The sequence below is a fragment of the Streptomyces sp. NPDC051105 genome (assembly GCF_040682795.1).
In the GTDB taxonomy this organism is placed as follows: Bacteria; Actinomycetota; Actinomycetes; order Streptomycetales; family Streptomycetaceae; genus Streptomyces.
In genome coordinates, this window is the sequence record NZ_JBFBBR010000008.1 from 390,030 (window position 1) to 416,663 (window position 26,634).

At 70.9% G+C, this 26,634-nt stretch carries 25 protein-coding genes; 12 read left to right on the forward strand and 13 right to left on the reverse strand.

Translation table 11 applies throughout. The annotated features are described in order from the left end of the window. Positions 1-13: 13 nt before the first annotated feature. Both AB0N16_RS22260 and AB0N16_RS22265 read right to left on the reverse strand, forming a co-directional pair. Positions 14-145 (reverse strand): hypothetical protein, encoded by a 132-nt coding sequence (locus AB0N16_RS22260; protein ID WP_365799216.1) that lies wholly within the window; start codon positions 143-145, stop codon positions 14-16. Then, positions 142-1,668, reverse strand: a complete 1,527-nt coding sequence (locus tag AB0N16_RS22265; RefSeq protein WP_365799218.1) for a S8 family serine peptidase — start codon at positions 1,666-1,668, stop codon at positions 142-144. Before AB0N16_RS22265 ends, AB0N16_RS22260 begins: the two co-directional genes overlap by 4 nt. A 334-nt stretch (positions 1,669-2,002) precedes the next feature. Here AB0N16_RS22265 and AB0N16_RS22270 point away from each other — a divergent pair, with 334 nt between their 5' ends. The 3 genes from AB0N16_RS22270 (at position 2,003) to moaA (ending at position 5,118) form a co-directional block, all read left to right on the forward strand. Beyond that, the gene (locus AB0N16_RS22270) at positions 2,003-2,359 is read left to right on the forward strand and encodes a DUF485 domain-containing protein (RefSeq protein ID WP_365799220.1); all 357 of its coding nucleotides are present in this window, start codon (positions 2,003-2,005) and stop codon (positions 2,357-2,359) included. Next, positions 2,356-3,975, forward strand: coding sequence for a cation acetate symporter (locus AB0N16_RS22275; RefSeq protein ID WP_365799222.1), 1,620 nt, complete (start codon positions 2,356-2,358; stop codon positions 3,973-3,975). Before AB0N16_RS22270 ends, AB0N16_RS22275 begins: the two co-directional genes overlap by 4 nt. A 153-nt stretch (positions 3,976-4,128) precedes the next feature. Further along, positions 4,129-5,118, forward strand: a complete 990-nt coding sequence (moaA, locus tag AB0N16_RS22280) for a GTP 3',8-cyclase MoaA (RefSeq protein ID WP_365799224.1) — start codon at positions 4,129-4,131, stop codon at positions 5,116-5,118. A gap of 9 nt (positions 5,119-5,127) precedes the next feature. On the opposite strand, the gene AB0N16_RS22285 is transcribed toward moaA, so the two are convergent. Both AB0N16_RS22285 and AB0N16_RS22290 read right to left on the reverse strand, forming a co-directional pair. Beyond that, entirely contained in the window at positions 5,128-5,364 is a 237-nt protein-coding gene (locus tag AB0N16_RS22285) for a hypothetical protein (RefSeq protein WP_362568450.1), read from the reverse strand. A 271-nt stretch (positions 5,365-5,635) separates the two neighbouring features. Continuing rightward, on the reverse strand, positions 5,636-6,031 hold the full coding sequence (locus tag AB0N16_RS22290) for a DUF3099 domain-containing protein (protein WP_365799226.1): 396 nt from the start codon (positions 6,029-6,031) through the stop codon (positions 5,636-5,638). A gap of 243 nt (positions 6,032-6,274) precedes the next feature. Between AB0N16_RS22290 and AB0N16_RS22295 the strand changes: the two genes are divergently transcribed. Next, positions 6,275-6,553: a GlsB/YeaQ/YmgE family stress response membrane protein gene (locus tag AB0N16_RS22295; RefSeq protein ID WP_365799228.1), complete on the forward strand. Its 279-nt coding sequence runs from the start codon at positions 6,275-6,277 to the stop codon at positions 6,551-6,553. Between the two features lie 90 nt (positions 6,554-6,643). Here AB0N16_RS22295 and tyrS read toward each other — a convergent pair whose 3' ends face one another. The 3 genes from tyrS to AB0N16_RS22310 all read right to left on the reverse strand — a co-directional run bounded on the left by tyrS (position 6,644) and on the right by AB0N16_RS22310 (position 10,906). Beyond that, positions 6,644-7,912 carry a tyrosine--tRNA ligase gene (gene tyrS / locus AB0N16_RS22300; protein WP_365799230.1) on the reverse strand — a complete coding sequence of 423 codons (1,269 nt, stop codon included), beginning with the start codon at positions 7,910-7,912 and terminating at the stop codon, positions 6,644-6,646. A gap of 79 nt (positions 7,913-7,991) precedes the next feature. Next, positions 7,992-9,386: a metallopeptidase TldD-related protein gene (locus AB0N16_RS22305; RefSeq protein WP_365799232.1), complete on the reverse strand. Its 1,395-nt coding sequence runs from the start codon at positions 9,384-9,386 to the stop codon at positions 7,992-7,994. Continuing rightward, the gene (locus AB0N16_RS22310) at positions 9,383-10,906 is read right to left on the reverse strand and encodes a TldD/PmbA family protein (RefSeq protein ID WP_365799234.1); all 1,524 of its coding nucleotides are present in this window, start codon (positions 10,904-10,906) and stop codon (positions 9,383-9,385) included. Before AB0N16_RS22310 ends, AB0N16_RS22305 begins: the two co-directional genes overlap by 4 nt. Before the next feature lie 236 nt (positions 10,907-11,142). On the opposite strand from AB0N16_RS22310, the gene fabG reads away from it, so the two are divergent. From fabG to AB0N16_RS22325, 3 genes are all read left to right on the forward strand, one after another. Beyond that, a complete protein-coding gene (gene fabG, locus AB0N16_RS22315) occupies positions 11,143-11,862 on the forward strand; it encodes a 3-oxoacyl-[acyl-carrier-protein] reductase (protein ID WP_365799236.1) in 720 nt (239 codons plus the stop codon). Between the two features lie 5 nt (positions 11,863-11,867). Further along, positions 11,868-12,635, forward strand: coding sequence for an enoyl-ACP reductase FabI (fabI, locus tag AB0N16_RS22320; protein WP_365799238.1), 768 nt, complete (start codon positions 11,868-11,870; stop codon positions 12,633-12,635). A gap of 193 nt (positions 12,636-12,828) precedes the next feature. Then, the gene (locus AB0N16_RS22325) at positions 12,829-13,179 is read left to right on the forward strand and encodes a hypothetical protein (protein WP_365799240.1); all 351 of its coding nucleotides are present in this window, start codon (positions 12,829-12,831) and stop codon (positions 13,177-13,179) included. On the opposite strand, the gene AB0N16_RS22330 is transcribed toward AB0N16_RS22325, so the two are convergent. Then, on the reverse strand, positions 13,157-13,849 hold the full coding sequence (locus tag AB0N16_RS22330) for an FCD domain-containing protein (protein ID WP_365799242.1): 693 nt from the start codon (positions 13,847-13,849) through the stop codon (positions 13,157-13,159). The genes AB0N16_RS22325 and AB0N16_RS22330 overlap by 23 nt on opposite strands. 91 nt (positions 13,850-13,940) lie before the next feature. Between AB0N16_RS22330 and AB0N16_RS22335 the strand changes: the two genes are divergently transcribed. The 4 genes from AB0N16_RS22335 (at position 13,941) to AB0N16_RS22350 (ending at position 16,765) form a co-directional block, all read left to right on the forward strand. Next, positions 13,941-15,242, forward strand: a complete 1,302-nt coding sequence (locus tag AB0N16_RS22335) for a CynX/NimT family MFS transporter (protein WP_365799244.1) — start codon at positions 13,941-13,943, stop codon at positions 15,240-15,242. A 433-nt stretch (positions 15,243-15,675) separates the two neighbouring features. After that, positions 15,676-15,792: an SGM_5486 family transporter-associated protein gene (locus AB0N16_RS22340; RefSeq protein ID WP_089107830.1), complete on the forward strand. Its 117-nt coding sequence runs from the start codon at positions 15,676-15,678 to the stop codon at positions 15,790-15,792. A gap of 168 nt (positions 15,793-15,960) precedes the next feature. Continuing rightward, complete coding sequence (locus AB0N16_RS22345) at positions 15,961-16,167, forward strand: hypothetical protein (protein ID WP_365799246.1); 207 nt, start codon at positions 15,961-15,963, stop codon at positions 16,165-16,167. 79 nt (positions 16,168-16,246) lie between these two features. Next, a complete protein-coding gene (locus AB0N16_RS22350) occupies positions 16,247-16,765 on the forward strand; it encodes a histidine phosphatase family protein (protein ID WP_365799248.1) in 519 nt (172 codons plus the stop codon). 98 nt (positions 16,766-16,863) lie between these two features. Here the strand turns inward: AB0N16_RS22350 and serB are convergent, their stop codons facing one another. Together serB and AB0N16_RS22360 are read right to left on the reverse strand one after the other, a co-directional pair. Then, positions 16,864-18,072 (reverse strand): phosphoserine phosphatase SerB, encoded by a 1,209-nt coding sequence (serB, locus tag AB0N16_RS22355; protein ID WP_365799250.1) that lies wholly within the window; start codon positions 18,070-18,072, stop codon positions 16,864-16,866. 247 nt (positions 18,073-18,319) lie between these two features. Beyond that, positions 18,320-20,650 (reverse strand): streptophobe family protein, encoded by a 2,331-nt coding sequence (locus tag AB0N16_RS22360; RefSeq protein WP_365799252.1) that lies wholly within the window; start codon positions 20,648-20,650, stop codon positions 18,320-18,322. 232 nt (positions 20,651-20,882) lie between these two features. Here AB0N16_RS22360 and AB0N16_RS22365 point away from each other — a divergent pair, with 232 nt between their 5' ends. After that, positions 20,883-23,420 carry an FHA domain-containing protein gene (locus tag AB0N16_RS22365; protein ID WP_365799254.1) on the forward strand — a complete coding sequence of 846 codons (2,538 nt, stop codon included), beginning with the start codon at positions 20,883-20,885 and terminating at the stop codon, positions 23,418-23,420. 82 nt (positions 23,421-23,502) lie between these two features. On the opposite strand, the gene AB0N16_RS22370 is transcribed toward AB0N16_RS22365, so the two are convergent. The 3 genes from AB0N16_RS22370 to AB0N16_RS22380 form a co-directional block, all read right to left on the reverse strand. Then, on the reverse strand, positions 23,503-24,369 hold the full coding sequence (locus AB0N16_RS22370; RefSeq protein WP_365799256.1) for a transglycosylase SLT domain-containing protein: 867 nt from the start codon (positions 24,367-24,369) through the stop codon (positions 23,503-23,505). A 297-nt stretch (positions 24,370-24,666) separates the two neighbouring features. Beyond that, complete coding sequence (locus AB0N16_RS22375; RefSeq protein ID WP_365799258.1) at positions 24,667-25,749, reverse strand: S-adenosylmethionine:tRNA ribosyltransferase-isomerase; 1,083 nt, start codon at positions 25,747-25,749, stop codon at positions 24,667-24,669. Next, positions 25,746-26,441: an SDR family oxidoreductase gene (locus AB0N16_RS22380; RefSeq protein ID WP_365799260.1), complete on the reverse strand. Its 696-nt coding sequence runs from the start codon at positions 26,439-26,441 to the stop codon at positions 25,746-25,748. Before AB0N16_RS22380 ends, AB0N16_RS22375 begins: the two co-directional genes overlap by 4 nt. Positions 26,442-26,634: the final 193 nt, after the last annotated feature.

Below are 26,634 nucleotides of genomic sequence, written 5' to 3' on the forward strand. Positions count from 1 at the left end.
TCAATATATGTACCTACCGGTGCACCGCCGCAAGCGCGTCCGCCGTGCCCCAGCCGGAGAAACCGTTGTGGTTCTTCGAGCCCTCGCACACCGCGTCGACCTTGCCGTCGCCGTTGATCGGGAAGTCCTGCTGGGGGGTGGTCACTTGACCGCGCGGAGCGCGTTCACGACCCCCGAGCCGTAGAAGCCGTTGACGTGTTTTCCGCCCACGCAGACGGCGTCCACGACACCGTCGCCGTCCCCGTCGTAGGGGCCCGCCGGGCAGCCCGGGTTGTCCGCCTCGGCCTTCAGCAGCGCCTGGAGCCGGGCCGGGGAGGCGTGCGGGTGGGTCGACTTCAGCAGCGCGGCGACCGCGGCCACGTGCGGGGACGCCATCGAGGTGCCCTGAAGGAAGCCGTACTGGCCGTTCGGCAGGGTGGACAGGATGCGGCCGTTGTGCGACGGCGTGTCCGGTATCTGGTACTTGTCGCCGCCCGGGGCCGCCACGTCGACGACGCCCTGTCCGTAGCTGGAGTAGGAGGATTTGGTGTTGTTGACGCCGACCGCACTCACGGTGACCACACCGGGCAGCTGGGTCGGCACGTCGAGGCACTCGTGCGGGTCGACCGTGCGGGTCGTGGCCGTCGAGTCGTCGGGGCTGGAGTCGTCCGTGAGGGCGTCCGCGTCGAGGTCGTCGTTCGAGTTGCCCGCCGAGGCCACATTGAGCGTGCCCTTGCTCTGGGCGTACAGCTGCGCCCTGTTGACCGCGTCGACAATGGCACGTTGATCCGGGTCGTCCATGCAGTTGTACAGCCATGGATCAACGTAGTAGCTGTTGTTGGTGATTTCCACGCCGTGGTCGGCGGCGAACACGAAGGCGCAGACCACGCTCTCCGGGAAGAACAGCTGCGTCGAGTCGGGCTGGGCCACGGTGATGCTCGCGACCTTCACCCCCGGTGCCACGCCCGCCACGCCGATGCCGTTGCGGGCGGCGGCTATCTCACCGGCGACATGGGTGCCGTGGGCGTGGTCGGCGTCCGCCGGCCGCCAGGCGCCGTACGTGGTGTCGGCCTTGCCGCTCACGCAGTTGGCGGACTGCGCGGCGGAGAAGTTGGGGGCGATGTCCGGGTGGGTGTCGTCGACGCCGGTGTCGATGACGCCGACCGTCACCGACCGGCTCCCCGGGTTGACCGCGGCGGCCTTGTCGGCACCGATCGTCCGCAGGTCCCACTGGTCGGCCTCCAGGGGCTCCTGGCCCGCCGCCGACCTCTTCTCGACCTGCGCGGCCTCCGCCTTCGACAGGACCTGCACGGCCCCCTCGGCCGTGGTCCCCGCCGCGCTCAGCGGAGCCGTCCGCGTCGCCCCCGCCGACCGCACCCCGCGCACCCCGCGCATCGCGGCACCGAAGTCCGGGTTCGCCGAGTGCACGACGATCACGCCGATCCTGTCGTACGACGCGACGATCGTGCCGCCGTTGCGGGTGATCGCCCGCTGCACCGACTCGATCGTGCGGTGGTCCGTCCTGGTGTTGACGACATAGGCCAGGTTCGGCCCGTCCGCCGCCGGCGTCGCCGAGGCCGTCAGCGGTGCGGCCGAGGCCGCCGCCGGCAGCAGTCCGAGCGAGGCGGTCAGTGACAGGGCGATCGGTACGGCGAGCGCCAGCGTGCGTCTGGAACGCAGATGAGCCATGGGGTCTCCACATCATCCGGAACATGAACCGAAAACGGGCCCACCCGAGCCGTGAGTGCCGCTTGGGCAGGTACATGACGGGTGGTGCAGGGCGAAGCTATCTCCCCCACTCGCCGGCCAGCAATGACCGGAGATCGGTCACGCGAACGACTTCCGAAAGAACTCGGGCGAGTTGAACCTGTCCACGCGTGGCGCCGTGACCTTGAGGAGGGAGCCACAGCAGGATCGAGGCCCCCTGTCGGAATCACCTTCCGGAGTCGTCACATCACTCCGGGTAGGCGATCCAAGTGTCTGTGAGGTCAGAATCCGCATGTCCGTATCGCGAGGAGACTCCGTGGCTACCGAGACACCACCGCCCTCGAAAACGCAGACCCGGCTCCCCTCCAGCGAGGAGTTCACCGAGGTGCAGCAGAGTCCGGAGTTCGCCGAACTGCGGCACTCCTACCGCTCCTTCGCCTTCCCGCTGACCGTCGGCTTCATCGCCTGGTACCTGCTGTACGTCCTGCTCTCCAACTACGCGGGCGACTTCATGGGCACCAAGGTCGTCGGCAACATCAACGTGGCCCTGGTCCTCGGCCTCGCCCAGTTCCTCACCACGTTCCTCATCGCCTGGTGGTACGCGCACCACGCCGCCGCCAAGCTCGACCCCAAGGCCGAGGCCATCAAGTCCCGGACGGAGGGCGGCGCATGAGCCCCGCGATCACCTTGGCGGCCGGCGAGGCCAGCGAGCACCGGACGCTGATCATCACCCTCTTCGCGGTGTTCGTCGCCGCGACCCTCGTCATCACCGTCTGGGCCGGCCGCCAGACCAAGGACGCCGCCGACTTCTACGCGGGCGGCCGACAGTTCACCGGCTTCCAGAACGGCCTGGCCGTCTCCGGCGACTACATGTCCGCCGCGTCCTTCCTCGGCATCGCCGGCGCCATCGCCCTCTTCGGCTACGACGGCTTCCTCTACTCCATCGGCTTCCTGGTCGCCTGGCTGGTCGCCCTGCTCCTGGTCGCCGAGCCGCTGCGCAACTCCGGCCGCTACACCATGGGCGACGTGCTGGCGTACCGCATGCGCCAGCGCCCGGTCCGCACGGCGGCCGGCACCTCGACGATCGTGGTGTCGATCTTCTACCTGCTGGCCCAGATGGCCGGAGCGGGCGTCCTCGTCTCCCTCCTGCTCGGCATCACCAGCGACGGCGGCAAGATCGGCATCGTCGCCCTGGTCGGCGTCCTGATGATCGTCTACGTCACCATCGGCGGTATGAAGGGCACCACCTGGGTGCAGATGGTCAAGGCCGTGCTGCTCATCGCGGGCGCCCTGCTGCTGACCTTCATGGTCCTGGCCAAGTTCGACTTCAACATCTCCGACCTGCTCGGCAAGGCCGCCGACAACAGCGGCAAGGGCTCCGCCTTCCTGGAGCCCGGCCTCAAGTACGGCGCCACCGGCACCAGCAAGCTGGACTTCCTCTCCCTCGGCATCGCCCTGGTCCTCGGCACCGCCGGCCTGCCGCACATCCTGATCCGCTTCTACACCGTGCCCACCGCGAAGGCCGCCCGTAAGTCCGTGCTCTGGGCGATCGGCCTGATCGGCGCCTTCTACCTGATGACCCTCGCCCTCGGCTTCGGCGCCGCCGCGCTGATCAAACCGGACGAGATCATCGCCTCCAACAAGTCGGGCAACACCGCGGCCCCCCTCCTCGCCCTCCATCTGGGCGGCGTCGACTCCAACTGGGGCGCGATCCTGCTGGCCACCATCTCGGCGGTGGCCTTCGCGACGATCCTCGCGGTCGTCGCGGGCCTCACCCTGGCCTCGTCGTCCTCCTTCGCGCACGACATCTACGCCAACGTGATCAAGAAGGGCCAGGCCTCCGAGAAGCAGGAGATCAACGCGGCCCGCTACGCCACCGTCGGCATCGGCGCGGTCTCGATCGTGCTCGGCGCCCTGGCCCGCGACCTCAACGTCGCCGGCCTGGTCGCGCTCGCCTTCGCGGTCGCCGCCTCCGCGAACCTGCCGACCATCCTCTACAGCCTCTTCTGGAAGCGCTTCACCACCGCGGGCGCCCTCTGGTCGATCTACGGCGGCCTGGTCACCGCGGTCGGCCTGGTCCTCTTCTCGCCGGTGGTGTCCGGCAAGGAGACGTCGATGTTCCCGGACGTCGACTTCCACTGGTTCCCGCTGGAGAACCCCGGCATCATCTCGATCCCGGTCGGCTTCCTCCTCGGCGTCGTGGGCACCTACCTCTCCAAGGAGGTCCCGGACGACGCGAAGTACGCGGAACTGGAGGTGCGGTCCCTCACCGGCACCGGAGCGCACTGACCTTCGTACGACTGGCCGCGTCGACGGGATCGTAGGGTCCTACGACGCGGCCGCGTCGTACTCGTGGCATCGGGCCTCTCGCGATGTCGGTGCTGTCACGTAGGCTCGCCAGTGACGGAAGAGATCCGATCCGTAACGAGGGAGGGGGCCCACGTGCTCATCGATACCTACGGCCGGGTGGCCACCGACCTGAGGGTCTCGCTGACCGACCGGTGCAATCTGCGCTGTACGTACTGCATGCCCGAGGAGGGCCTGCAGTGGCTGACCAAGTCCGACCTGCTCACGGACGACGAGATCGTCCGCCTGATCGACATCGCCGTCCGTCTGCTGGGCATCGAGGAGGTCCGCTTCACCGGCGGCGAGCCCCTGCTGCGCCCCGGCCTGGTCGGCATCGTGGAGCGGGTGGCGGCCCTGGCCCCCCGCCCCCAGATGTCCCTGACGACCAACGGCATCGGCCTGCGGCGCACCGCCACGGCCCTGAAGGCGGCCGGTCTGGACCGGGTCAACGTCTCCCTGGACACCCTCCGCCCGGCGGCCTTCAAGATCCTCACCCGCCGCGACCGCCACCAGGACGTCCTCGACGGCCTCCAGGCGGCCCGCGACGCCGGCCTCACCCCCGTCAAGGTCAACTCGGTCCTGATGCCGGGCCTGAACGCGGACGAGGCCCCCGACCTGCTGGCCTGGGCGGTGGAGCACGACTACGAGCTGCGCTTCATCGAGCAGATGCCGCTGGACGCCCAGCACGGCTGGAGGCGCGACGGCATGGTGACGGCGGGCGACATCCTCGCCTCCCTCCACACCCGCTTCGACCTCACCCCCGAGGACGCGGCCGAGCGCGGTGCCGCCCCGGCGGAGCGCTGGCTGGTGAACGGCGGCCCGTACCGCGTCGGCGTCATCGCCTCGGTCACCCGCCCGTTCTGCGCGGCCTGCGACCGCACCCGTCTCACGGCCGACGGCCAGATACGCAACTGCCTGTTCGCCAGGGAGGAGACGGATCTGCGCGGCGCACTGCGCTCGGGCGGATCCGACGAGGAGATCGCCCGCATCTGGCGACTGGCGATGTGGGGGAAGAAGGCGGGGGCGGGCTTGGACGACCCGTCGTTCGTACAGCCGGACCGGCCCATGTCCGCGATCGGGGGCTAGAGCGCCTGCTCAGTCCCCTCGCTCCGTCCACTCCCGCAACAACACGACATCCTTCAAGAAGCCCCGCACCCCCAGAAACTGCGAAAGGTGCTCCCGGTGCTCCTCGCAGGCGAGCCAGGTCTTCCGCCGCTCGGGGGTGTGAATCTTCGGGTTGTTCCAGGCCAGCACCCACACCGCAGCAGCGCGGCAGCCCTTGGCGGAGCAGACGGGGGAGTCGGGTTCGGAACCGGGGGCATTCGGGATCACGTCGACGACCCTAGCCGAGGCCCCGATCAGTGCCGTCGTGCGGTCGTCCCGCGTCCGGGCCTGACATGTGGTTCTCCGCCTGAAATGGCGACGCCGAGCAGCCACGGGGGGAGCTGCCCGGCGTCGGTCCGTCGCTCCGACGGGGGATGCGGAGCGCGTACGCAGTATGTCATGGGTCACCCGCCGCCCGGCACCGGAACTGCATGATTGATCTGAGCTTTTCTTGAGCTTTGTACGTGGCAGCCGTCCGCCCACGCCGCATCCCTGATGCTCAGACCGGCCCCGGCTGCTCGTCGCGCACCCCTGCCGCCGGTTCCGCCACCCCGTCCTCCGGGACGGAGTCCACGTGCGGGTCCTCCGCGCGCGGCGGCGTGATCATCAGCCGGGTCGGCGCGACACCGAATGTCGACGGGAGCGAGGGCGGACGTTCCCGGCCCGCGTTGGCGATGACCACCGCGACATAGGGGAGCAGCGCTCCCAGCACCAACGCGACGACGGCGACATAGCGTTCGACGTTCCACAACGCGACCGCGAGGATCACCGACATGGTCCGGACGGTCATCGAGATGACATACCGTCGCTGCCGGCCGCGCACGTCCTCCGCGAGGCCGGTGCGCGCTCCGGTGATCCGGAACACCTGGACGCCGCCGCCGCGCTGCTTCCGCATCACATTCCACCATCCGCCCGCATCGGACTCCCCGGCCCGTACCCTGTCCGCACCCGTACGGGGAACCGGGCCGACACACCTCTTACGTTACGCCGCGCCTGCGCCGCCTTCGAGACCGGGTCGCCCTCCCGCCTGCGTGAACGACCTGCGCCGTACCGCCTACGGGCGCACCGACATGCGCCGTACGGCGTACGGGTCGAGACTTGGCGTAATGCTCACGTCGAGCCGTACGAGGAGGCAGCCATGGGCTGGTTGTGGGCGATCATCGTGGGATTCGTGCTGGGCCTGATCGCGAAGGCGGTCATCCCGGGGAAACAGCACAGCCCCCTGTGGCTGACGACCATCTTCGGCATGCTGGGCGCGATCGCCGGCAACGCGATCGCCCGCGCGGCGGGGGTGGCGGCGACGCCGGGCATCGACTGGACCCGCCACATCTTCCAGCTGGTCGCCGCGATCATCATCGTCTTCCTGGGCGACATGCTGTACATGGCGACGCTGGGCAAGCGAAGGCACCGGGTCTGAGCTGAGCGCGAACGCCCCAAAGGGGCACGGGGAACCGCGCGACCAGCCACGACGCACGCGCGGCACGCAGAAACCCGCACCCCACGGCGCCTACGAACCGACGACCTCCACAGCCGCCAGATTCTTCTTGCCCCTCCGCAGCACCAGCCACCGCCCGTGGAGCAGTTCCGCAGGATCCGGCACCGCGTCCTCGGCGGTCACCTTCGCGTTGTTCACGTAGGCCCCGCCCTCCTTCACGGTCCGCCGCGCGGCGGACTTGCTCGCCACCAGCCCGACCTCAGCGAACAGGTCGACCACCGGCCCCAGTTCGGCGACCTGGATGTGCGGCACCTCGGAGAGCGACGCGGCCAGAGTCCTCTCGTCCAGCTCCCCCAGCTCCCCCTGCCCGAAGAGCGCACGGCTCGCGGCGATCACCGCGGCCGTCTGGTCGGCGCCGTGCACCAGCGTCGTCAGCTCCTCTGCCAGCGCCCGCTGGGCCGCTCGCGCCTGCGGACGCTCCTCGGTCTGCTTCTCCAGCTCCTCGATCTCGTCGTGGGACCTGAAGCTGAAGATCCGCAGGAACTTGGAGACGTCCCGGTCGTCCGCGTTCAGCCAGAACTGGTAGAAGGCGTACGGCGTGGTCATCTCCGGGTCGAGCCAGACCGTGCCGGACTCCGTCTTGCCGAACTTGGTGCCGTCGGCCTTGGTGATCAGCGGCGTGCCCAGCGCGTGGACCACGGCGTCGGGCTCGACCTTGTGGATCAGGTCGGTACCCGAGGTGAGGTTGCCCCACTGGTCGCTGCCGCCGGTCTGCAGCGTACAGCCGTACCGCCGGTACAGCTCCAGGAAGTCCATGCCCTGGAGGATCTGGTAGCTGAACTCCGTGTAGCTGATGCCCTCCTGGGACTCCAGGCGCCGGGCGACGGCCTCCTTCGCGATCATCTTGTTCACGCGGAAGTGCTTGCCGATGTCCCGCAGGAACTCGATGGCCGACAGGCCCTGCGTCCAGTCCAGGTTGTTGACCATGACGGCCGCGTTCGGCCCCTCGAAGTCCAGCAGCGGGGCGATCTGCGCGCGCAGCCGCTCGACCCACTCGGCGACGATCTCGGGCGCGTTCAGCGTGCGCTCGGCGTTCGGCTTCGGGTCGCCGATCAGGCCCGTGGCGCCCCCGACCAGGCCCAGCGGGCGGTTGCCCGCCTGCTGGATCCGGCGCATCGTCAGGATCTGCACGAGGTTGCCGAGGTGCAGGCTGGGCGCGGTCGGGTCGAAGCCGCAATAGAACGTGACAGGACCGTCCGCGAACGCCTTGCGCAATGCGTCCTCGTCCGTGGAGAGGGCGATGAGCCCCCGCCACTTCAGCTCGTCGACGATGTCCGTCACGGTTCTCGTATCTCCTTGGGCGATCTTCGGCAGATCTCTGGGTGATCTTGAGGTGGTCGAGCGACCACCGGCTACGAGGTTATACGCCCTGACTGACAGAGCTCATATTGAAGTCGGGCACGCGCAGCGCGGGCATCGCAGCCCTGGTGAACCAGTCGCTCCACTCCCTCGGCAGCGTCTTTTCCGTGCGCCCGGCCTCCGTGGCCCGCCCCAGCAGGTCCACCGGCGACTCGTTGAACCGGAAGTTGTTCACCTGCCCGGTGACCTGGCCGTTCTCCACCAGGTACACGCCGTCCCGGGTCAGGCCGGTGAGCAGCAGCGTCGCCGGGTCGACCTCGCGGATGTACCAGAGGCAGGTCAGCAGCAACCCGCGCTCGGTGGCCGCGACCATGTCCTCCAGGGAGCGGTCCTGCCCGCCGTCCAGGATCAGGTTGCCGCCCGCCGGGGCGACCGGCAGCCCGGTCAGGCCCGCCGTGTGCCGGGTGGTGGTCAGGTGCTTCAGCTCGCCGCCCGCGACCCACTCGGTGGCGGCGATGGGCAGCCCGTTGTCGAAGACCGACTGGTCACCGCCGGAGGAGTGCGCCACGACGAACGGCGCGGACTCCAGGCCCGGCTCGTTCGGGTCGCTGCGCAGGGTCAGCGGCAGGTCGGTCAGCCGCTCACCGACGCGGGTGCCGCCGCCCGGCTTGGAGAACACCGTCCGCCCCTCGCTCGCGTCCCGTCCGGACGCCGACCACAGCTGGTAGATCAGCAGGTCGGCCACGGCGGTCGGCGGCAGCAGTGTCTCGTACCGGCCCGCCGGCAGCTCCACCCGGCGCTCCGCCCAGCCCAGCCGTACGGCCAGCTCGGCGTCGAGCGCGCCCGGGTCGACGTCCTTGAAGTCCCGCGTGGACCGCCCGGCCCAGGCCGACCGGGTACGGTCCGGCGACTTGGCGTTCAGCTCCAGCGTGCCGGTGGGCTGGTCGTGGCGCAGCCGCAACCCGGTCGAGGTGCCCACGTACGTCGAGACCAGCTCGTGGTTGGCGAAGCCGTACAGCTCGCGGCCACCGGCACGCGCCCGTGCGAAGGCCTCGCCGAGCGCCGGGGCGAAGTCGGCGAACACGGCGGAGGAGGTCTCGGCGGGCGCGTCCGTGAAGTCCGGCGCCTCCGGCACACCGGTGACCAGCGGCTGCGCGTCCTCGGCGGGACCGGCGCCCCGCGCGGCGGCCTCGGCGGCCCGCACCAGCGGCTCCAGGTCGTCGGCGGTCACCGCCGAGCGGGACACCACACCCGAGGCCGTGCCCTCCTTGCCGTCGACGGTCGCGACGACGGTGAGCGAACGGCCGCGTGTGACGCCGTTCGTGGTGAGCGCGTTGCCGGCCCAGCGCAGGTTGGCGGTGGAGTGCTCGTCGGCGATGACCACACAGCCGTCGGCCCGGGAGAGTTCCAGAGCACGCTCGACGATCTCGTGCGGCTTGTTGTCACGGGCGCTCATCGACCGGCCTCCTGCGTGGTGTTGAGGATGTTGACGCCCTTGAAGAGGGCCGAGGGGCAGCCGTGGGACACGGCGGCGACCTGTCCCGGCTGGGCCTTGCCGCAGTTGAAGGCGCCGCCCAGGACGTAGGTCCCCGGGCCGCCGACGGCCGCCATGGAGCCCCAGAAGTCGGTGGTCGTCGCCTGGTAGGCGACATCCCGGAGCTGTCCGGTGATCCGCCCGTTCTCGATCCTGAAGAACCGCTGGCCGGTGAACTGGAAGTTGTAGCGCTGCATGTCGATCGACCAGGAACGGTCACCGACGACGTGGATCCCGCGGTCGACCCCGCCGATCAGGTCCTCCGTCGAGAGACCGCCCGGGTCCGGCTGGAGCGAGACGTTGGCCATGCGCTGCACGGGCACATGCCCGGGGGAGTCGGCGTACGCACACCCGTTGGAGCGATCGAAACCGGTCAGCTTCGCGATCCTGCGGTCCAGCTGGTAGCCGACGAGCGTGCCGTTCTTCACCAGGTCCCAGGACTGGGCCTCGACGCCCTCGTCGTCGTACCCGATGGTCGCCAGGCCGTGCTCGGCGGTGCGGTCGCCGGTGACGTTCATCAGCTCGGAGCCGTACCTGAGCTTGCCGAGCTGGTCGAAGGTGGCGAACGAGGTGCCGGCGTAGGCGGCCTCGTAGCCGAGCGCGCGGTCCAGCTCGGTGGCGTGGCCGATGGACTCGTGGATGGTCAGCCACAGGTTGGACGGGTCGACCACCAGGTCGTACAGCCCCGCCTCCACGCTCGGCGCCCGCATCTTCTCGGCGAGCAGCTCGGGGATCTGCTCCAGTTCGGCGTCCCAGTCCCAGCCGGTGCCGGTGAGGTACTCCCAGCCGCGGCCGACCGGCGGTGCGATGGTCCGCATCGAGTCGAACTCGCCGCTCGACTCGTCCACGGACACGGCGGTCAGCTGCGGGTGCAGCCGCACCCGCTGCTGGGTGGTCACGGTCCCCGCCGTATCGGCATAGAACTTGTTCTCGTGCACGGTGAGCAGTGAGGCGTCGACATGGTTGACGCCGTTCGCCGCCAGCAGCCGCGCGCTCCACTCCGCGAGCAGCGCGGCCTTCTCCTCGTCGGGCACGGTGAACGGATCGATCTCGTACGACGAGATCCACGTCCGCTCCTCGTGCACCGGCTCGTCGGCCAGCTGGACCCGTTCCTCGGACCCGGCAGCCTTGATCACCTGCGCCGAGAGCTTCGCCATCGCCACCGCCTGGGAGGCGACCTTGGCGGCGGCGTCCAGGCTCAGGTCCACGCCGGAGGCGAAGCCCCAGGTACCGCCGTGCACGACCCGGACCGCGTATCCGAGGTCGGTGGTGTCCGACGATCCGGCGGGCTTGGCGTCCCTGAGGCTCCAGGACGCGCTGCGCACCCGCTCGAACCGGAAGTCCGCGTGCTGGGCCCCCAGCGCACGCGCGCGTGCCAGCGCGGCGTCGGCCAGGGCCCGTAGCGGAAGCGCCGTGAAGGCTTCGTCGATGGAATGAGGCACGGAGGTCTCCCTGCTGTCGTGGCCTGTCCGTCCGATCATGTCGCGCCCGCGGGTGTACGGACCACAGGTTTCGGTCCGGCGCCGGGCCTTTCTGTAGGGACCCGACAGCGACACCCCCGAGCCACTGTCGGTGCCCGCTTGCCCGCGGCGATGGCGGGACCGATAGGTTTTCGATGAAGCCGCCTGTCGTGCCAGCTGCTCGGGCGGGTGGTCAGACCGAACGAAAGGGTGATCCGTTGAGCCGCTCGGTTCTCGTCACTGGAGGCAACCGGGGCATCGGCCTCGCCATCGCCCGCGCTTTCGCCGACAACGGCGACAAGGTTGCCATCACGTACCGCTCGGGTGAGCCGCCCGCCGTCCTCAAGGAACTGGGCTGCCTCGCCGTCAAGTGCGACATCACCGACTCCGAGCAGGTGGAGCAGGCCTACAAGGAGATCGAGGAGGCCCACGGCCCGGTCGAGGTCCTGATCGCCAACGCCGGCATCACCAAGGACACGCTTCTGATGCGTATGTCCGAGGAGGACTTCACCTCGGTCGTCGACACCAACCTCACCGGCACCTTCCGCGTGGTCAAGCGCGCCAACCGCGGCATGCTGCGCGCCAAGAAGGGCCGCGTCGTCCTCATCTCGTCGGTCGTCGGCCTCTATGGTGGTCCCGGTCAGGCCAACTACGCCGCCTCCAAGGCCGCCCTGGTCGGCTTCGCGCGGTCCCTCGCCCGTGAGCTGGGCTCGCGCAACATCACCTTCAACGTCGTCGCGCCCGGCTTCGTCGACACCGACATGACCAAGGTGCTCACCGACGAGCAGCGCGCCACCATCGTGTCGCAGGTGCCGCTCGGCCGGTACGCGGAGCCCGAGGAGGTCGCCGCGACGGTGCGGTTCCTCGCCTCGGACGACGCCTCGTACATCACTGGAGCCGTCATCCCCGTTGACGGCGGACTGGGAATGGGTCACTGATCACCATGAGTGGAATCCTTGAGGGCAAGCGCATCCTGATCACGGGTGTGCTGACGGAGTCCTCCATCGCCTTCCACGCGGCCAAGCTGGCCCAGGAGCAGGGCGCCGAGATCATCCTCACCGCGTTCCCGCGGCCCACGCTGACCGAGCGCATCGCCAAGAAGCTCCCCAAGCCGACCAAGGTCATCGAGCTCGATGTGACGAACGATGAGCACCTCGGCCGCCTTGCCGACGTCGTCGGTGAGGAGCTCGGCGGCCTCGACGGTGTCGTGCACTCCATCGGCTTCGCCCCCCAGGACGCGCTCGGCGGCAACTTCCTCAACACGCCCTTCGAGTCCGTCGCCACCGCCATGCACGTCTCGGCGTACTCCCTGAAGTCGCTGACCATGGCCTGCCTGCCGCTGATGCAGAACGGCGGCTCGGTCGTCGGTCTCACCTTCGACGCCCAGTTCGCCTGGCCGCAGTACGACTGGATGGGCCCCGCCAAGGCCGCCCTGGAGGCCACCAGCCGCTACCTCGCACGTGACCTGGGCAAGCAGAACATCCGCTGCAACCTCGTCTCCGCGGGCCCGCTCGGCTCCATGGCCGCCAAGTCCATCCCGGGCTTCACCGAGCTGGCCTCGGTCTGGGATCACCGCTCGCCCCTGGAGTGGGACCTCAAGGACCCGGAGCCGGCCGGCAAGGGCATCGTCGCCCTGCTGAGCGACTGGTTCCCGAAGACCACCGGCGAGATCGTCCACGTGGACGGCGGTCTGCACGCCATCGGCGCCTGACCGCACGGACACCGACCGCACGGACACCGTCCGTACGTATTTTCCGAGGCCCGCACCCTGTGAGGGGCGCGGGCCTCACCCGTTCGGCCCACCGGCCGGGCCGTCGTCGCCCGGGCGGCGCATCCTGGGGCTACGCGTCGGATTACGCGTTCACCGCGCGATTCCCTCCCAGCCCGGCCGCGGAGGTCCCCTTGTGCGCCTGTCCCGCAGCCTGGCCCCAGTGACCGTGGCCCTCGCCCTCGTGCTGGCCCTGCCGTACGACGCCGTGTCCCACGCGCGCGTGGGACACGGTCACCAGCCGGCCCCGCAGCTGTTCGGCGCGTCGTGCCGAACGACCGTTCGCGGCTCCCATGTGGTGGCCTACTGCCACAACCCCTATGTGGACACCGACCGGGTACGGCTGCACATCGAGTGCGCCGAGTGGTGGGACATCGACACCGACGGCTCCCCGGTCGACACCGGGCCCGCGATGACCGTACGGCTCACCGGCCGCTGCTGGCAGGACATCCGCTCGGTGTGGATCAGCCACCAGAAGGCGAGCTGAACCTGCCCGGACGGCACAGGTACGGGTAGCTGGCCGCCTCCTTGGCGGCCGCGTCCGCGTCGCCCGCGCGGATCGCGTCGACCAGGCGGGCATGGTCCATGTACGTCTCCGGCGTCAGCTCGGCGCCGACGTCCGCGCGCAGCCAGTCCCGCAGCACCTCGCCGAGGTCGGCGTACATCGCCGTCATCACGTCGTTGTGGGAGGCGGCCACCACGGCCAGGTGGAAGGTCGCGTCCGCCGTCACGAAGGCCTCCGCCTCGCCCGACTCCCAGGCCCGCTCGCGGTGCGCCAGAATCGCCTCGAGCTGCCTGAGGTCCTTCTCGGTGCGCCGGGCCGCTGCCAGCCGGGCCGCCGACGACTCCAGGGTGGAGCGCAGCTCGGCGATGTGCCGGGGGTCGGCCCCGGCGAACCGGCGGTGCATCACGCCGGCCAGCTCACTGGTCGCCACGACGTACGTGCCCGAGCCCTGCCGGATGTCCAGCAGGCCGTTGTGCGCCAGCGCGCGGACGGCCTCCCGGACGGTGTTACGGGCCACCCCGAGCTGCTCGACCAGCTCCGGCTCGGTGGGGATGCGCGAGCCGACCGGCCACTCGCCGGAGGCGATCTGGTTCCGCAGCTCGGCGATGACCTGCTCGGACAGCGCCGAGCGGCGCGGGTGGCTCAGAGGCATGACACACCTTCGCACGCGGGGCCGGGAAAGGAGGGCGGGGTCCGCCGTGGTCCCGCGCCCGGGACTGGACAACCAATCATCCCATGATTCTATGATGGGCGTCATGGGAGCCGAGGAAACCACTGCGACGACATCCACGACAGCGCGTCCGACGGAACCCGGCGGGGGCCCGGCGAACGGCACGCGCGCGTGGACGACACGGCTGTTCGTCGTCGGCATGCTGCTGGCCGCCGTCAACCTCCGGCCCGCCATCACCAGCCTCGGCGCGCTCCTGGAGGAGGTCCGCGACGGGCTCGGCATGAGCGGCAGCGTGGCCGGACTGCTCACTTCCGTACCGCCGCTCTGCTTCGCCGCCTTCGGCGTCATGACCCCTCGTCTGGCCCGCCGCTTCGGCCCGCCGGCGGTGGTCTGCGCCGGCATGGTCGCCATCACGGCCGGTCTGCTGATACGCCCGTACGTCGGCGGCACCATCGGATTCCTGGCCGGCAGCGCGCTCGCGCTCATGGGCATAGCGGTCAGCAACGTGCTGATGCCGGTCATCGTCAAGCGCTGGTTCCCCGACCGGGTCGGGTCCATGACCGGCCTGTACTCGATGGCCCTCTCCGTCGGCACCTCGATCGCCGCCGCGGTGACCGTGCCCGTGACCGACGCGCTGGGCGGCGGCTGGCAGTCCGGGCTCGCGGTGTGGGCGGGGCTGGCGGCGGTCGCGGTGCTGCCGTGGCTTCCGCTGGCCCGGGACCGGGGTCAGGCGGCGGCACCCGTGGCGGAGGCACGCGCGCGTGCGGACCGGCAGCCGCCCGCCCTGCGGATCACCCGCAGCCGTACCGCCTGGGCGCTCGCCGTGTTCTTCGGGCTCCAGGCCGCCGCGGCCTACATCACCATGGGCTGGATGGCGCAGATCTTCCGGGACGCGGGCGTGCCCGCGGGCACCGCCGGACTGCTGCTCGCCGTCACCATGGTGATGGGCGTACCGCTGGCCTTCGTCATCCCCCGCGTGGCCACCCGGCTGCCGCGGCAGGGCCCGATCGTGATCGCGCTGGGCGTCTGCGGCCTCGCCGGATACGCCGGCCTGTGGGCCGCCCCCGCCGGCGGTGCCTGGGCCTGGGCCCTGCTGCTCGGCGTCTCCAACTGTGCCTTTCCGCTGGCCCTCACCATGGTCGGGATGCGGTCCCGGACCGGCGCGGGCGTCGTGCAGCTCTCCGCCTTCGCCCAGAGCGTCGGCTACCTCATCTCCATCCCGGGCCCGCTGCTGGTGGGCGTGCTCTACCAGCACAGCGGCGGCTGGGGCCTGCCGATCGCCCTCATGGCCGGTCTGATGATCCCGCAGATGGCCGTCGGCGTCCTGGCGGGCCGCGACCGCACGGTCGAGGACGAGGCGGCGGCGGCCGGCTGAGGCCGAGTCCCACCGGCCGTAGCCGGGCCGACGCCCGATACCGGCCGACGCCCGATACCGGCCGACGCCCGATACCGGCCGACGCCGATACTGACGGCGGCGAGCCACGGTGGGCCGACCGAGCGTGGCCGGGTCACGGTGGGCCGACCGAGCGTGGCCGGGTCGCGGTGGGCCGACGGGGCGTGGCCGGGTCGCGGTGGGCCCACGGGCGTGGCCGGGTCACGGTGGGCCGACCGAGTGTGGCCGGGCCACCGCGGCCGACCGCTGCCGGCGTGGCCCGCGAGGGTGCCGCCCCAGTCCGGCCGGAGTCCGGCCCTGTCGGAGTCCGGCAGGGCCGGCCCTCCCGGCCCTCCCGGCCGCGTGGTGCGTCCCGGGGGCGTGTTGTGGCCACCCCGCCCGATCCGTCCCCTTCGAGGGGTGCCAGACTGGTCGCATGCCAGTGCTCGACCCGAACCCCCAGAACGGTCAGAAGAAGATGCTGATCGTCTTCGGCTCGTTCTTCGCCATCTTCATCGTCATCGCTGTCATCGCGACCCTCGCGTCACCCTGACCACCGCCCCAGTGGCCGATGGTGGGGCTAGCACCACCATCCCCTAGGGGGTGAGGGTCAGGGTCAAGTGGGTGGATCACCGGATGGGTTGACGGCCGCGGATTCCGTAATTTCGAGGTGTGGCCGCGAGAGGCGGTCACCGAAGCCCGGAGACCAGCGGAGGCGATCATGCCGGCCCGTACGCACACCCTGCCCCACCCCGCCACCCCGGGCAGCGTCGACGTCCGGCTGCCCTGGTGGGCCCTCGCCCTGCCCGCGCTCGCCTTCGTCGCCCTGCTGGTGCTGATACTGAACCCGGTGGACGCCCACGCGACCACCGGTGACCCTGCCGTCACCCATTTCGTCGAGCGGGTCCAGCAGATCGTCACGCGTTAGCCCCACAACCTCCGGACCGGGCGAAGCCGCATGTCAACTCCCTGCGCCCGATGGCCTGTTTCATGCGAAGCTGGGTGACATGAGCGTCGCAGAATCCCGAAGGATCGTCTTCTTCCGCCATGCGAAAGCCGACTGGCCACAGGTGACCGACCACGAGCGACCGCTCGCTGACCGGGGCCGAACGGAAGCCGCTGTCGCCGGACGCAAGCTGGCGGACAGCGGTATCGCCTTCGACCTGGCCCTGTGCTCCACCTCCGTGCGCACCCGCGAGACCTGGAAGCTCGCCGTCCATGAACTCGCGCACCGGCCGAAAACAGTCTACGAGGAGCGGGTGTACGACGCCTCTCCGGGTGAGCTGATCGCCGTGCTCAACGAGGTGCCCGACGACGCGCAGGACGTTATCCTCATCGGCCACAACCCAGGCGTGCACGCGGTGACCGAGATCCTCACCGGCAGCTCCGAGGACGACGCCCGCGACCATATGAACCGCCGGGGCTTCCCGACCGCCGCCTTCGCCGTCATGACCTTCGAGGGCTCCTGGAAGAGCCTGGAACCCGGCGCGGCCACGCTCGTGGACTACTGGGCGCCCTCCGACTGAGACCACCGTACGACCGCCGCCCTCCGGCGTGGGACGACAAGGGGCCCGGCGCCGATCTCCTCGGAGCCGGGCCCTTCGCGACAGGACCGCCGGGCGGTTCAGCTCTCGTCGTGGGTGTCCGCCGCCTCGACCTCTTCGCGGGTGACCCCCAGCAGATACAGGACCGTGTCCAGGAAGGGGAAGTTCACCGCCGTGTGCGCGGCCTTGCGGACGACCGGCTTGGCGTTGAAGGCGACACCGAGACCGGCCGCGTTCAGCATGTCCAGGTCGTTGGCGCCGTCACCGATGGCGACCGTCTGTGACAGCGGTACGCCCGCCTCGGCGGCGAACCGGCGCAGCAGCCGCGCCTTGCCCGCACGGTCCACGATCTCGCCGGTCACCCGGCCGGTGAGCTTCCCGTTGACGATCTCCAGCGTGTTGGCCTGGGCGAAGTCCAGCCCGAGCCGCTCCTGGAGATCGTCGGTGACCTGGGTGAAACCGCCCGAGACCACGCCGACTTGGTAGCCGAGCCGCTTCAGCGTACGGATCAGCGTCCGGGCGCCCGGCGTCAGCCGCACCTCGGAGCGCACCTTCTGCACGACCGACTCGTCCAGCCCCTTCAGCAGCGCCACGCGTGCGTGCAGCGACTGCTCGAAGTCCAGCTCCCCGCGCATCGCGGCCGCCGTCACCTCGGCGACCTCGTCCTCGCAGCCGGCGTGCGCGGCGAAGAGTTCGATCACCTCGTCCTGGATGAGCGTCGAGTCCACGTCCATGACCACCAGGCGCTGAGCCCGCCGGTGCAGACCGGCCGCGACGACGGCGATATCCACGCCGAGTTCCGCCGCATCGGAGACCAAGGCGGTGCGCAGCGCCTCGGTCCCCACCCCGGACACCGCGAACTCCACTGCCGTCACCGGGTACTTGGCGAGCCGGAAGATACGGTCGATGTTGCCGCCCGCCTTGGCGATCCGGGCGGCGATGGCGGCCGTCGACTCGGCGGTGAGGGGGTGACCGAGGACGGTGACCAGGGAACGCCCGAGTCCGCGCGGGCGGTTGTCGCCGTGGCCGGAGATGATCTCCGCCTGCATCTTCACGGACTCGGCCCAGCTGTGCACGGTCGCCCTGAGGTCGCCCTCGAGTCCCGCCGCGGGCTGGGTCACGAGCGCGCACAGCACCAGACGGCCTCGCGTGACGACCTGCTCGATGTCGACCACGTCGACCATGTACGCGGCAAGGGTGTCGAAGAGGCCGGCCGTGATGCCCGGCCTGTCCTTGCCGAAAATCTTGACGAGGAGAGTAGGGACCTCGGAGGTCTGAGGATCGCTCATGGTGTAACCACCGTAACCGGCACGCAGTGCCTGCGGCGCAGGTGGTCCGCCTGACGGACACGGAACAACAAGTGTCGGACCGGTGTCGGACGCCTTGCTTCCGCACAACGACCGAAGGTGCGTGGGATGCCGGTGACCGGGAAGGGGATACTCCCTGGCCGCGCCTTCACGCACAGTTCATTGCCGCTCCACGCACGGTCCGGACGACACCGGTGCACGCCGCTCTGCCCCGCTCCGACGAGCGACCTCACCGACGGGGCCGCCCGGGCGGTGGCGGTGGCGGTGGCGGTGGCGGGGGAGGAGGCGGGGGGCCCGCCGCCGGACCGTCCGGATCGTCCGGGGACCGTCGGCCGCGCCGCGAGGAGCGAGGCGGCGGGTCGACCGGTCGGGCCACGGTGGGAGCGCCGTACACATCACCGGCACCGGGCGGTACGTCGGAGGAGTCACCGCCGCTCCCATGCCGCCACTCCTCCGCCGACCGCCACTCCTCCGCCGGCCGCCGACCCTCGGGGTACCGGCCGTCCGCCGGGGACGATGCGCCCGACGGCGACCGATGGCCCGGACCACCCGCCGGCGCCACCCCCGGCCCCGGACCGCCGTACGGCCCCGCCGAATCCCGCGCACCCCCAGGCCGGCCGCCCCGCTCGTCAGCGGGCCTGGAGTCCTGCGGTGCCTGCCGCGTGTCGGGCCAGGGTGTCCCTACGCCATACGGCCCCGGGGCCTGCGGTTCCCGCGGCGTGCCGGGCCGGGGCGGCTGCCTGTCGTACGGGCCCGGCGCCTGCGGTTGCCACGGCGCGTCGCGCCGAGGCAACCGGCTGTCGTACGGCGCCTGGGCCTGCGGTTCCTGCCGTGCATCGGGCCAGGATGCCCCTCCGTCGTACGGCTCCGGGTCCCGCCGTTCACCCGGCCTCTCGGGTCGGGTCTCCCGGTCGGCGCTTCCTGGCTCGCGTAGCTCGCTCGGTACCCGGAGATAGGGGTTCGTGTGCGGATTCGGCGGACGGTGCGGGGTCACCGGTGCGTAAGGCCCCGCCGCCCCGCTGCCTCCGGCCCGTCCCGGCGTCCCGGTCCCCACCGGGTACCCCGGCCCGTTGCCTGCCTCACCGGCCCCCGCGTCACCCAGTGCCAGTCGTGCCGTGCGGGTGCCGGCCGCGCCGGTTGCCCAGGCCAGCAGCGCCCCCGCCGCCCCCGCCGCCGCACCCCAGGCCGCGCCGAGGAGCAGGGCCATGCCCAGCTGCCCGTGCAGTTCGATGCCCGCGCCGAAGGCGTCGAAGCCCAGCACCGACAGCGAGGCGTCCACGGAGACGTCCGTCAGCCAGGCCAGCAACGGCAGCGTGAGCGCGGTCGCGATTCCCAGCCGCACCGCGCATCGCCCGGCGAACCCGAGCACGCCCGGACACGGGCCCCGCCCGTCCCTGTCGCCGGCGTCACCGCGCGAGCCCCGCAGCGCACCCGCCCCGGCCCCACTGCCGGCCACCGGTGTCCGGGCCGCCGTGAACACCCCGGCCAGCAGCATCAGCAGGGCCGCGGCGATCCCCAGCAGCCACACCCGTCCGTCCAGGTCGGCCAGGCGGCGCAGGGTCACCGACTGGTCGGACGGCGAGTTCAGGAGGTCGTCCAGGGGATACGGCAGGAACATGGTGAGGACGCCCGTCGCCCTGCCGTCGAACGGCACGAAGAGGCCGATCGGGATGCCGAGCCAGACGCCGTTCGGGGCGCCGAGCAGCGCCGCGCCCATGATCCGGGCCGGGTGCGGGTCGCCGACCGCCGCGAAGGCCGCCGCCGCCCAGCCCGCCGCGACCGCCACCAGCAGTACCGTCACCAGCGCCGAGACCGCCGGTCGTACCACCCGGTGCACCGCCTCCCAGCCGCGTGGCAGCGGAGTGCGGCGCGAGGCCAGCAGGGCGATCAGCAGGATGCCGACCGACCAGCCGAGGCCGCCGAGCAGGGTCGCCGCCGTGTCCACGCTGAAGCCGACCGCCGCGTTCGCGTGCACGAGGTCGCCGAGGCGGTCCGGCAGCAGCCCGCCGACATCCCCGATGCCGGGGATCTTGAGACCGCCCCCGCCGCCGGTGCCCGGCAGCTTGTCCAGCCCCAGCGCCCCGCCGTCGATGGTCACGACCGAGTGCCCGGCCCAGGCCAGTCCGCCCAGCGTCGCCACGAACAGCACCACCACGGAGCCCGCGCGGGCGAGCAGTTCGGCCGGTGCGATCACAACTCCGGCCGTGCGCAGGGACCGTAAGAAGAACCAGGACAGGAGGAGGGCTCCCACCAGACTCACACCCAATGGCGTGATCTCGATGGCCGTGGTGGCCTCCGCCCCTTTCAGACCGAATGCAGACAGATCTCCGTTCGGTGTGACCGAACCACCCGCCCCGAGTGCCACAACCGCCGCTGTCATCGGGCCCAGCGAGCCCGCCGCGTCGGCCCCCAGCAGGTGCAGACCCAGTGCCGCGGTACCCGCCATGCCGATCAGCGCCCAGCTCACCGCGGCGATCGCGGACAGCAGGATGTCGCCCCACGGCAGTCCCGTGCCGTGCCTCGTGTTCTCGACTCCCGTGCCGGACGTGCCAGAAGCCATGGCCGACCCCCCGATCCGCGGACGCGCCGGGCCGCTCCGCCGCGCTTGTCCCCCTCGCGTGGATTACCACTCTCCGGCCCGGTTTCAACCCCGTCAACGGAAAGAGTCGAAGCGCTCGTGCGAGCCCTCCGCAAGGCCCGACTTTCGGTCAGAGGGCCGAGCCTGAAATAGTTCCCGACGATGTTCGACATCCCTAGACTCCCTGTGATGGGGGTAACTCGGGGGACTACTCATGGGGCTTGGAGTGCCGGAACTCGTACTGGAATCAAACGGACGTACCTGGACGCTCGACCCGTCCAGGTCATACACCCTCGGACGTGATCCGCAGGGGGACCTCGTGTTCGACGACGCCAGGGTCTCCTGGCGGCACGCCACGATCAGCTTCGACGGCCGCAGTTGGGTCATCGAGGACCACGGCAGTACCAACGGCACTTTCGTGCGGAGCCAGCGGGTCCAGCGGACGGAGATCGGCCCGGGCTCGGCCGTACACCTCGGCAACGCGAACGACGGACCGCGTCTGAGCCTCTCCGGCACCGCGGCCCCCGTCGCCCCACCGCAGCCCCAGCCCCAGCAGCAGCCGTACGCGGCCCAGGGCGCGGGCGGCGCGGGGTGGTCGCAGCCGGCGGCTCCGCAGCAGTCGGCCCCGCAACAGGGCTGGCACCAGGCCCCGTCGGCGATCCCGCAGCAGCAGGGCGCCCCGGCCATGGCCTCCGGTGGTGGCGCGGGGGCGCCGCCGGTCTACGGCGACCGCAGCCCGACCACGTTCCACCAGTTCTCCATCGGCCGTGTGATGCGCATCGGCCGTGCCCTGGAGAACGAGCTGGTCGTGTCCGACCTGCAAGTATCGCGCCACCACGCGGAGTTCCACTCCACGCCCGACGGCCGTATGGAGATCCGCGACCTGGGCTCGCACAACGGGACGTACGTCAACGGTGTCGCGATTGCCAAGGGCGGCACCGCGCTGCTCGACGCGAACGACATCGTCGGCGTCGGCCACTCCACCTTCCGGATCGTCGGCGACCGGCTGGAGGAGTTCGTCGACACCGGCGAAGTCTCCTTCTCCGCACGGCACTTGACCGTCACGGTCGACGGCGGCAAGCAGATCCTCAAGGACGTCTCCTTCGGTGTCCCGGAGAAGTCCGTGATCGCGGTCATCGGCCCGTCGGGATCCGGCAAGTCGACCCTGCTCAAGGCACTCACCGGCTACCGCCCCGCCAACGAGGGTGAGGTGCTGTACGACAACCGCAACCTGTACAAGCAGTTCGCCGAGCTGCGCCAGCGCATCGGTCTGGTCCCGCAGGACGACATCCTGCACAAGGAGCTGACCGTCAAGAAGGCCCTCAAGTACGCGGCCAAGCTGCGCTTCCCTGCCGACACCACCGGGCAGGAGCGCGACGACCGCATCGACGAGGTGCTGCGCGAGCTGAAGCTCGACATCCACAAGGACAAGAAGGTCACGTCCCTCTCGGGCGGTCAGCGCAAGCGGGTCTCGGTGGCCCTGGAGCTGCTCACCAAGCCGTCGCTGATCTTCCTCGACGAGCCCACCTCGGGCCTCGACCCGGGCATGGACCGCGATGTCATGCAGCTGCTGCGCGGCCTGGCCGACGACGGCCGTACGGTCCTCGTCGTCACCCACTCGGTGGCCGAGCTGGCGCTGTGCGACAAGCTCCTGGTGATGGCGCCGGGCGGTGCGGTCGCCTACTTCGGGCCGCCCGAGGAGGCGCTGAACTTCTTCGGCTACGACACCTGGGCCGATGTCTTCTCCGCCTTCGAGAACTACCGCGACTACGACTGGGCGGGCCGCTGGAAGGGCTCGCAGCACTACCAGATGTACGCCGCGGACATCGACGCCATTGCCCCGCAGTCCGTACAGATGCCCGCGATGCAGGCGATGCGGCCGAAGAAGCCACAGAGCTGGGGGTCGCAGCTGCTGACCCTGGTGCGGCGGTACGTGGCGGTCATCGCCTCCGACAAGGGCTTCCTGGCGCTGACGGTGATCCTGCCGGCGGTGCTCGGCGCGGTCAGCCTGCTGATCGACAGCGACAAGGGTCTGCTGGTCAACCCGGTGAGCTCGAAGACCGGGGTGCCCGTCCCGAACGGCACGGCGACCACGGTCCTGCTGATCCTCGCCGTCGGCGCCTGTTTCGCGGGCGCCGCGAACTCGGTGCGTGAGCTGATCAAGGAACGGGTCATCTACGAACGGGAGCGGGCGACCGGCCTGTCCCGCTCGGCGTACCTGATGTCCAAGGTGGTCGTGCTCGGCGTGATCACCGTGCTGCAGGGCCTGATGGTCGGCCTGATCGGCTTCTCCAGCCGCGAGATCCCCGACAAGGGCGTGGTCCTCGGCCACTCCACCCTCTTCGAGCTCTGTATCCCGATCATGGGGCTCGGCTTCACCTCGATGATGTTCGGCCTGGTCATCTCCTCGCTGGTGAAGACGTCCGAGAAGACCATGCCGCTGCTGGTGATGTTCGCGATCATCCAGGTCGTCTTCACCGGCTGCCTGTTCAACCTGAACGGAGCGGTGGGCGTCAACCAGGTCTCCTACCTGATGCCGTCCCGCTGGGCGGTGGGCGCCGACGGCGCCACGCTGGACTTCAACAACATCGCGCCCAACACCGACGACCCGACCAGCACGGACCCGCTGTGGAACCACACGGCCGGCGCCTGGACCATGGACATGGCCGCACTGATCGTCCTCGGGGTGATCTGCGGCTTCCTGGTGGCCCGCTTCCTGCGCCGCCACGAGCCCGAGGTCATGCGCAAGTAGTCGCCCGGACGACGCCGAAGGGCGGCACCCCGCAGTGGGGGTGCCGCCCTTCGGCGTGTGCGTGAAGAGGTCCGCGCAGGCCTCAGTACGCGCTGTTGACGTTGTCGATCGAGCCGTACCGGTGCGCCGCGTAGTTGGCGGCCGCGGTGATGTTGGCCACCGGGTCGTAGATGTTCCAGGACGTGCCGTTGACGTGGTACGTGGCGAAGGTCGGGGGGATGACCTGCAGCAGACCCTTGGAGGGGATGCCGTTGATGGCGTTGATGTCCCAGTTGTTGATGGCGTTCGGGTTGCCGGAGGACTCCCGCATGATGTTGCGGTGCAGGCCGTTGTACGAGCCCGGGATGCCCTTGGCGTTCATGATGTCGAGGGCCTGGCGGATCCAGCCGTCGAGGGTGTTCGAGTAGGTCTTCGCGGCGACCTGCTGGATCTGCGGGCGCTGCGCGGACCGGCTCGCGGCCTGCTTGGCGGCGTGCTTCACGTGGGCGGCGTGGGCGGCCTGCTTGGCGGCGGCCTCGACGTGCTTCACGTGGGCGGTGTGGGCGGCCTTGACCTTGGCGGTGTGGGCCGCGTGGGCCTTCTTCACGTGCGCCGTGTGGGCCGCGTGCGCCGCCTGGACCTTCTTCACGTGGGCCACGTGCAGGGCGTGGGCCTGCTTCACGTGGGCCAGGTGCAGGGTGTGGGGCGTGACCGCCTTCTTCTTGGCGGCGATCGCCTCGACCTTGACGCTCTGGAGCGCGAGCTGGTCGGTGACCGTGCCCTTGACGTCCTTGAACTGCTCCGTGCCGTAGGCCACCTGGGCCGCGGTCTGGGGGGACCCGGTCGCGACGGTCTCCGCGCTGCTGGGCACGGCGGAGAAGGCGAGGGCGGCGGCGCCGAGCGTGGCGACACCGGCGAGCGCGATCTTGTGATGCTTGGTCAGCGTGGGACTGTGGGAGTGCTTGGGCATAGCAGTGGACCTCTTCGGATAGCGCGGAGGTCGCTCGTTGTCCGCGGGGGAGACCGGCTCCTCCCGCACGAACACCGCGGGGGGAACCCGCGGTGCTGAGCGACGGGAGCCATTCTTAGCGGCCGCAAAATGCCCTGGCAAAGGTGTGACGTACGATCCCCCGTAGTAGAGCCCGGAAGGGCAAAACGGGACAGACTAGGCAGTCTGCGCCGTTCACTGCGGGACCCTTTATCTCCTATGTCCGTTCGTACGTGATGTGCGCCCTATGTGCGGCCTCACATAGGCCGCACATGAATCTCACCAGGAGTTGCTGGCGCAATGCTCTGTGTGAGGCTCCTCCTCCGGGAGGATGAGGTGCACGTCCCCGAACTCGTGCCACAGGTAGAGCCCGCGCAGCGCCTCCTCGTAGCCGCGGTCGACGGCCGCCCGTCCCGCGACCGCCTCCAGCATCAGCAGATGCGAGGCCTCCGGCTCGTGCAGCCCCGTCAGCAGTCCGTCCACCACCCGCACCCCCCGCTCGGGTGTCACGACGAGCTCAGTCCACCCCTCGGCCGCCCGCACCACCCCGTCGGCGCCCGCGGCCGACTCCACGGCCCGCACGGCGGTCGTCCCGACGGCGACCACCCGCCTGCCATCCGCCCTGGCCGCGTTGATCAGCCGCGCCGACGCCTCCGGCACGGCGAAACGTTCCGCATACGGCGGCTCGTGCGCCTCCGCCGACGACACCCCCGTGTGCAACGTGATCGGCGCGAACTGCACACCCCGGCTCACCAGCTCCGTCACCAGCCGCGCGGTGAAGGGCCGCGCCGCACTCGGCATCTCCGCACTCCCGGCCCCGTCGGCCGAGGGCAGCGCGAACACCGTCTGGTACACGGACAACGGCTGGTCCCGCTCCGTATAGGAGTAACGAATGGGCCGCCCGTGCTCCCGCAGCGTCCCCGGCACGTCCCCCGACGCCCGCGCCCACCGCAGCCGCTCGCCCCGCGCACTCAGCGGCTCCGCCAGAACCAGCCGCCCACCCCCGGGCAGCCGCACCTCGCTCCCCGCGGACGCGCCCGCACGCGCGCGTGTCGTTCCCCTGCCGTCCGGTTCCCGCAGCTCGACCGCCCACCGGCCGTCGTCACCGCGCGTGGAGAAGTGCACCACCACGCGCGCGTGCCCGATCCGTCCGTCCACGGCGGACGCCAGCGTCGGCGAGGTGTTCACCACCAGCAGGTCCCCGGCCCGCAGCAGCACCGGCAGCTCGGCGAAGGCGTGATGCGACACCGCCGTCCCGCGCGACACCAGCAGCCGTACGGCATCCCGCTCAAGACCCGGCCCGCGCTGCTCGGCCGGCACCCGCGCGGACAGCTCCTCCGGCACCCTCAGAGCGGTCGTCATCGTCCCTCCACCAGAGCCGGCGCCCCGTACCGCCCGCTCGCCGGCCGCTCGTCGAGCAACCACAGGAACGCCGGCACGACACTCTCCGGTGCCGGCCGTGGATCGTCGTCGTCCGGTACCGCCGCCGCGTACAGGCCGGTCGCCATGTCCCCGGGATCCACCGCCCACACCCGCAGCCCCGGCTCCTCCACCCCGAGCACGGCCGCCAGCTGGTCCAGGGCCGCCTTCGAGGCGCCGTACCCGCCCCAGGTCTCGTACGCCTCCGCGCCCGCGTCCGAGCTGACCGCGATCACCGCCCCCGTCGCCGACTCCCGCAGCAGCGGCAGCGCCTCCTGGACCAGGCCCAGCGCGGCCACCACATTCACCTCCAGCGCCCGGCGCAGCCCGGCCAGGGGCAGCTCGCCGAGGCGCACCAGCGGCTCGGCACCCAGCGCGCTGGCATTGCTCACCAGCAGGTCCAGGCCGCCCAGCCGGCGCGCCGCGGCCACCAGCTCGGCCCGGTGCCCGGCGTCCGTGACATCGCCGGGCAGTGCCGCCACCCGCGTCCCGGCCCCCGCGACGGCCTCCGCCGCCTCTTTGAGCGCCCCCACACCCCTGGCGTCCAGCACCAGGTCCCAACCCCGCGCGGCCAGCGCCTCCGCCAGCGCCCGCCCCAGCCCCTTCGACGCCCCCGTGATGATCGCTACCGGCATGACAACCGTCCCCTCGGCTCCGTCCGCCCGCGTCGGCGGTGACCTCAACCTAGGAACGGCACCGCCCCGGCCGCCTCGGACGCGGGGCGCAATCCGGCGGGGCCCTTAGGACTACGCCGCCGGTCCGGGGCCTGCGCCCTAGGACCCGGGACCTACGGCCATCGGCCCGCGCCCCGCCACCATCGGCCGATCC

Excerpts from the sequence above, each read along its gene's own strand:
- AB0N16_RS22290 (WP_365799226.1), bottom strand. The coding sequence starts at position 6,031 with ATGCGGAAGCAGCGCGGCGGCGGCGTCCAGGTGTTCCGGATCACCGGA.
- AB0N16_RS22350 (WP_365799248.1), top strand. The coding sequence starts at position 16,247 with ATGAGCGTCGCAGAATCCCGAAGGATCGTCTTCTTCCGCCATGCGAAA.
- AB0N16_RS22305 (WP_365799232.1), bottom strand. The coding sequence starts at position 9,386 with ATGAGCGCCCGTGACAACAAGCCGCACGAGATCGTCGAGCGTGCTCTG.
- AB0N16_RS22295 (WP_365799228.1), top strand. The coding sequence starts at position 6,275 with ATGGGCTGGTTGTGGGCGATCATCGTGGGATTCGTGCTGGGCCTGATC.
- AB0N16_RS22265 (WP_365799218.1), bottom strand. The coding sequence starts at position 1,668 with ATGGCTCATCTGCGTTCCAGACGCACGCTGGCGCTCGCCGTACCGATC.
- AB0N16_RS22340 (WP_089107830.1), top strand. The coding sequence starts at position 15,676 with ATGCCAGTGCTCGACCCGAACCCCCAGAACGGTCAGAAGAAGATGCTG.
- AB0N16_RS22335 (WP_365799244.1), top strand. The coding sequence starts at position 13,941 with ATGATGGGCGTCATGGGAGCCGAGGAAACCACTGCGACGACATCCACG.
- fabI (WP_365799238.1), top strand. The coding sequence starts at position 11,868 with ATGAGTGGAATCCTTGAGGGCAAGCGCATCCTGATCACGGGTGTGCTG.
- AB0N16_RS22375 (WP_365799258.1), bottom strand. The coding sequence starts at position 25,749 with ATGACGACCGCTCTGAGGGTGCCGGAGGAGCTGTCCGCGCGGGTGCCG.
- AB0N16_RS22330 (WP_365799242.1), bottom strand. The coding sequence starts at position 13,849 with ATGCCTCTGAGCCACCCGCGCCGCTCGGCGCTGTCCGAGCAGGTCATC.
- AB0N16_RS22345 (WP_365799246.1), top strand. The coding sequence starts at position 15,961 with ATGCCGGCCCGTACGCACACCCTGCCCCACCCCGCCACCCCGGGCAGC.
- AB0N16_RS22360 (WP_365799252.1), bottom strand. The coding sequence starts at position 20,650 with ATGGCTTCTGGCACGTCCGGCACGGGAGTCGAGAACACGAGGCACGGC.
- AB0N16_RS22380 (WP_365799260.1), bottom strand. The coding sequence starts at position 26,441 with ATGCCGGTAGCGATCATCACGGGGGCGTCGAAGGGGCTGGGGCGGGCG.
- serB (WP_365799250.1), bottom strand. The coding sequence starts at position 18,072 with ATGAGCGATCCTCAGACCTCCGAGGTCCCTACTCTCCTCGTCAAGATT.
- AB0N16_RS22365 (WP_365799254.1), top strand. The coding sequence starts at position 20,883 with ATGGGGCTTGGAGTGCCGGAACTCGTACTGGAATCAAACGGACGTACC.
- AB0N16_RS22275 (WP_365799222.1), top strand. The coding sequence starts at position 2,356 with ATGAGCCCCGCGATCACCTTGGCGGCCGGCGAGGCCAGCGAGCACCGG.
- AB0N16_RS22370 (WP_365799256.1), bottom strand. The coding sequence starts at position 24,369 with ATGCCCAAGCACTCCCACAGTCCCACGCTGACCAAGCATCACAAGATC.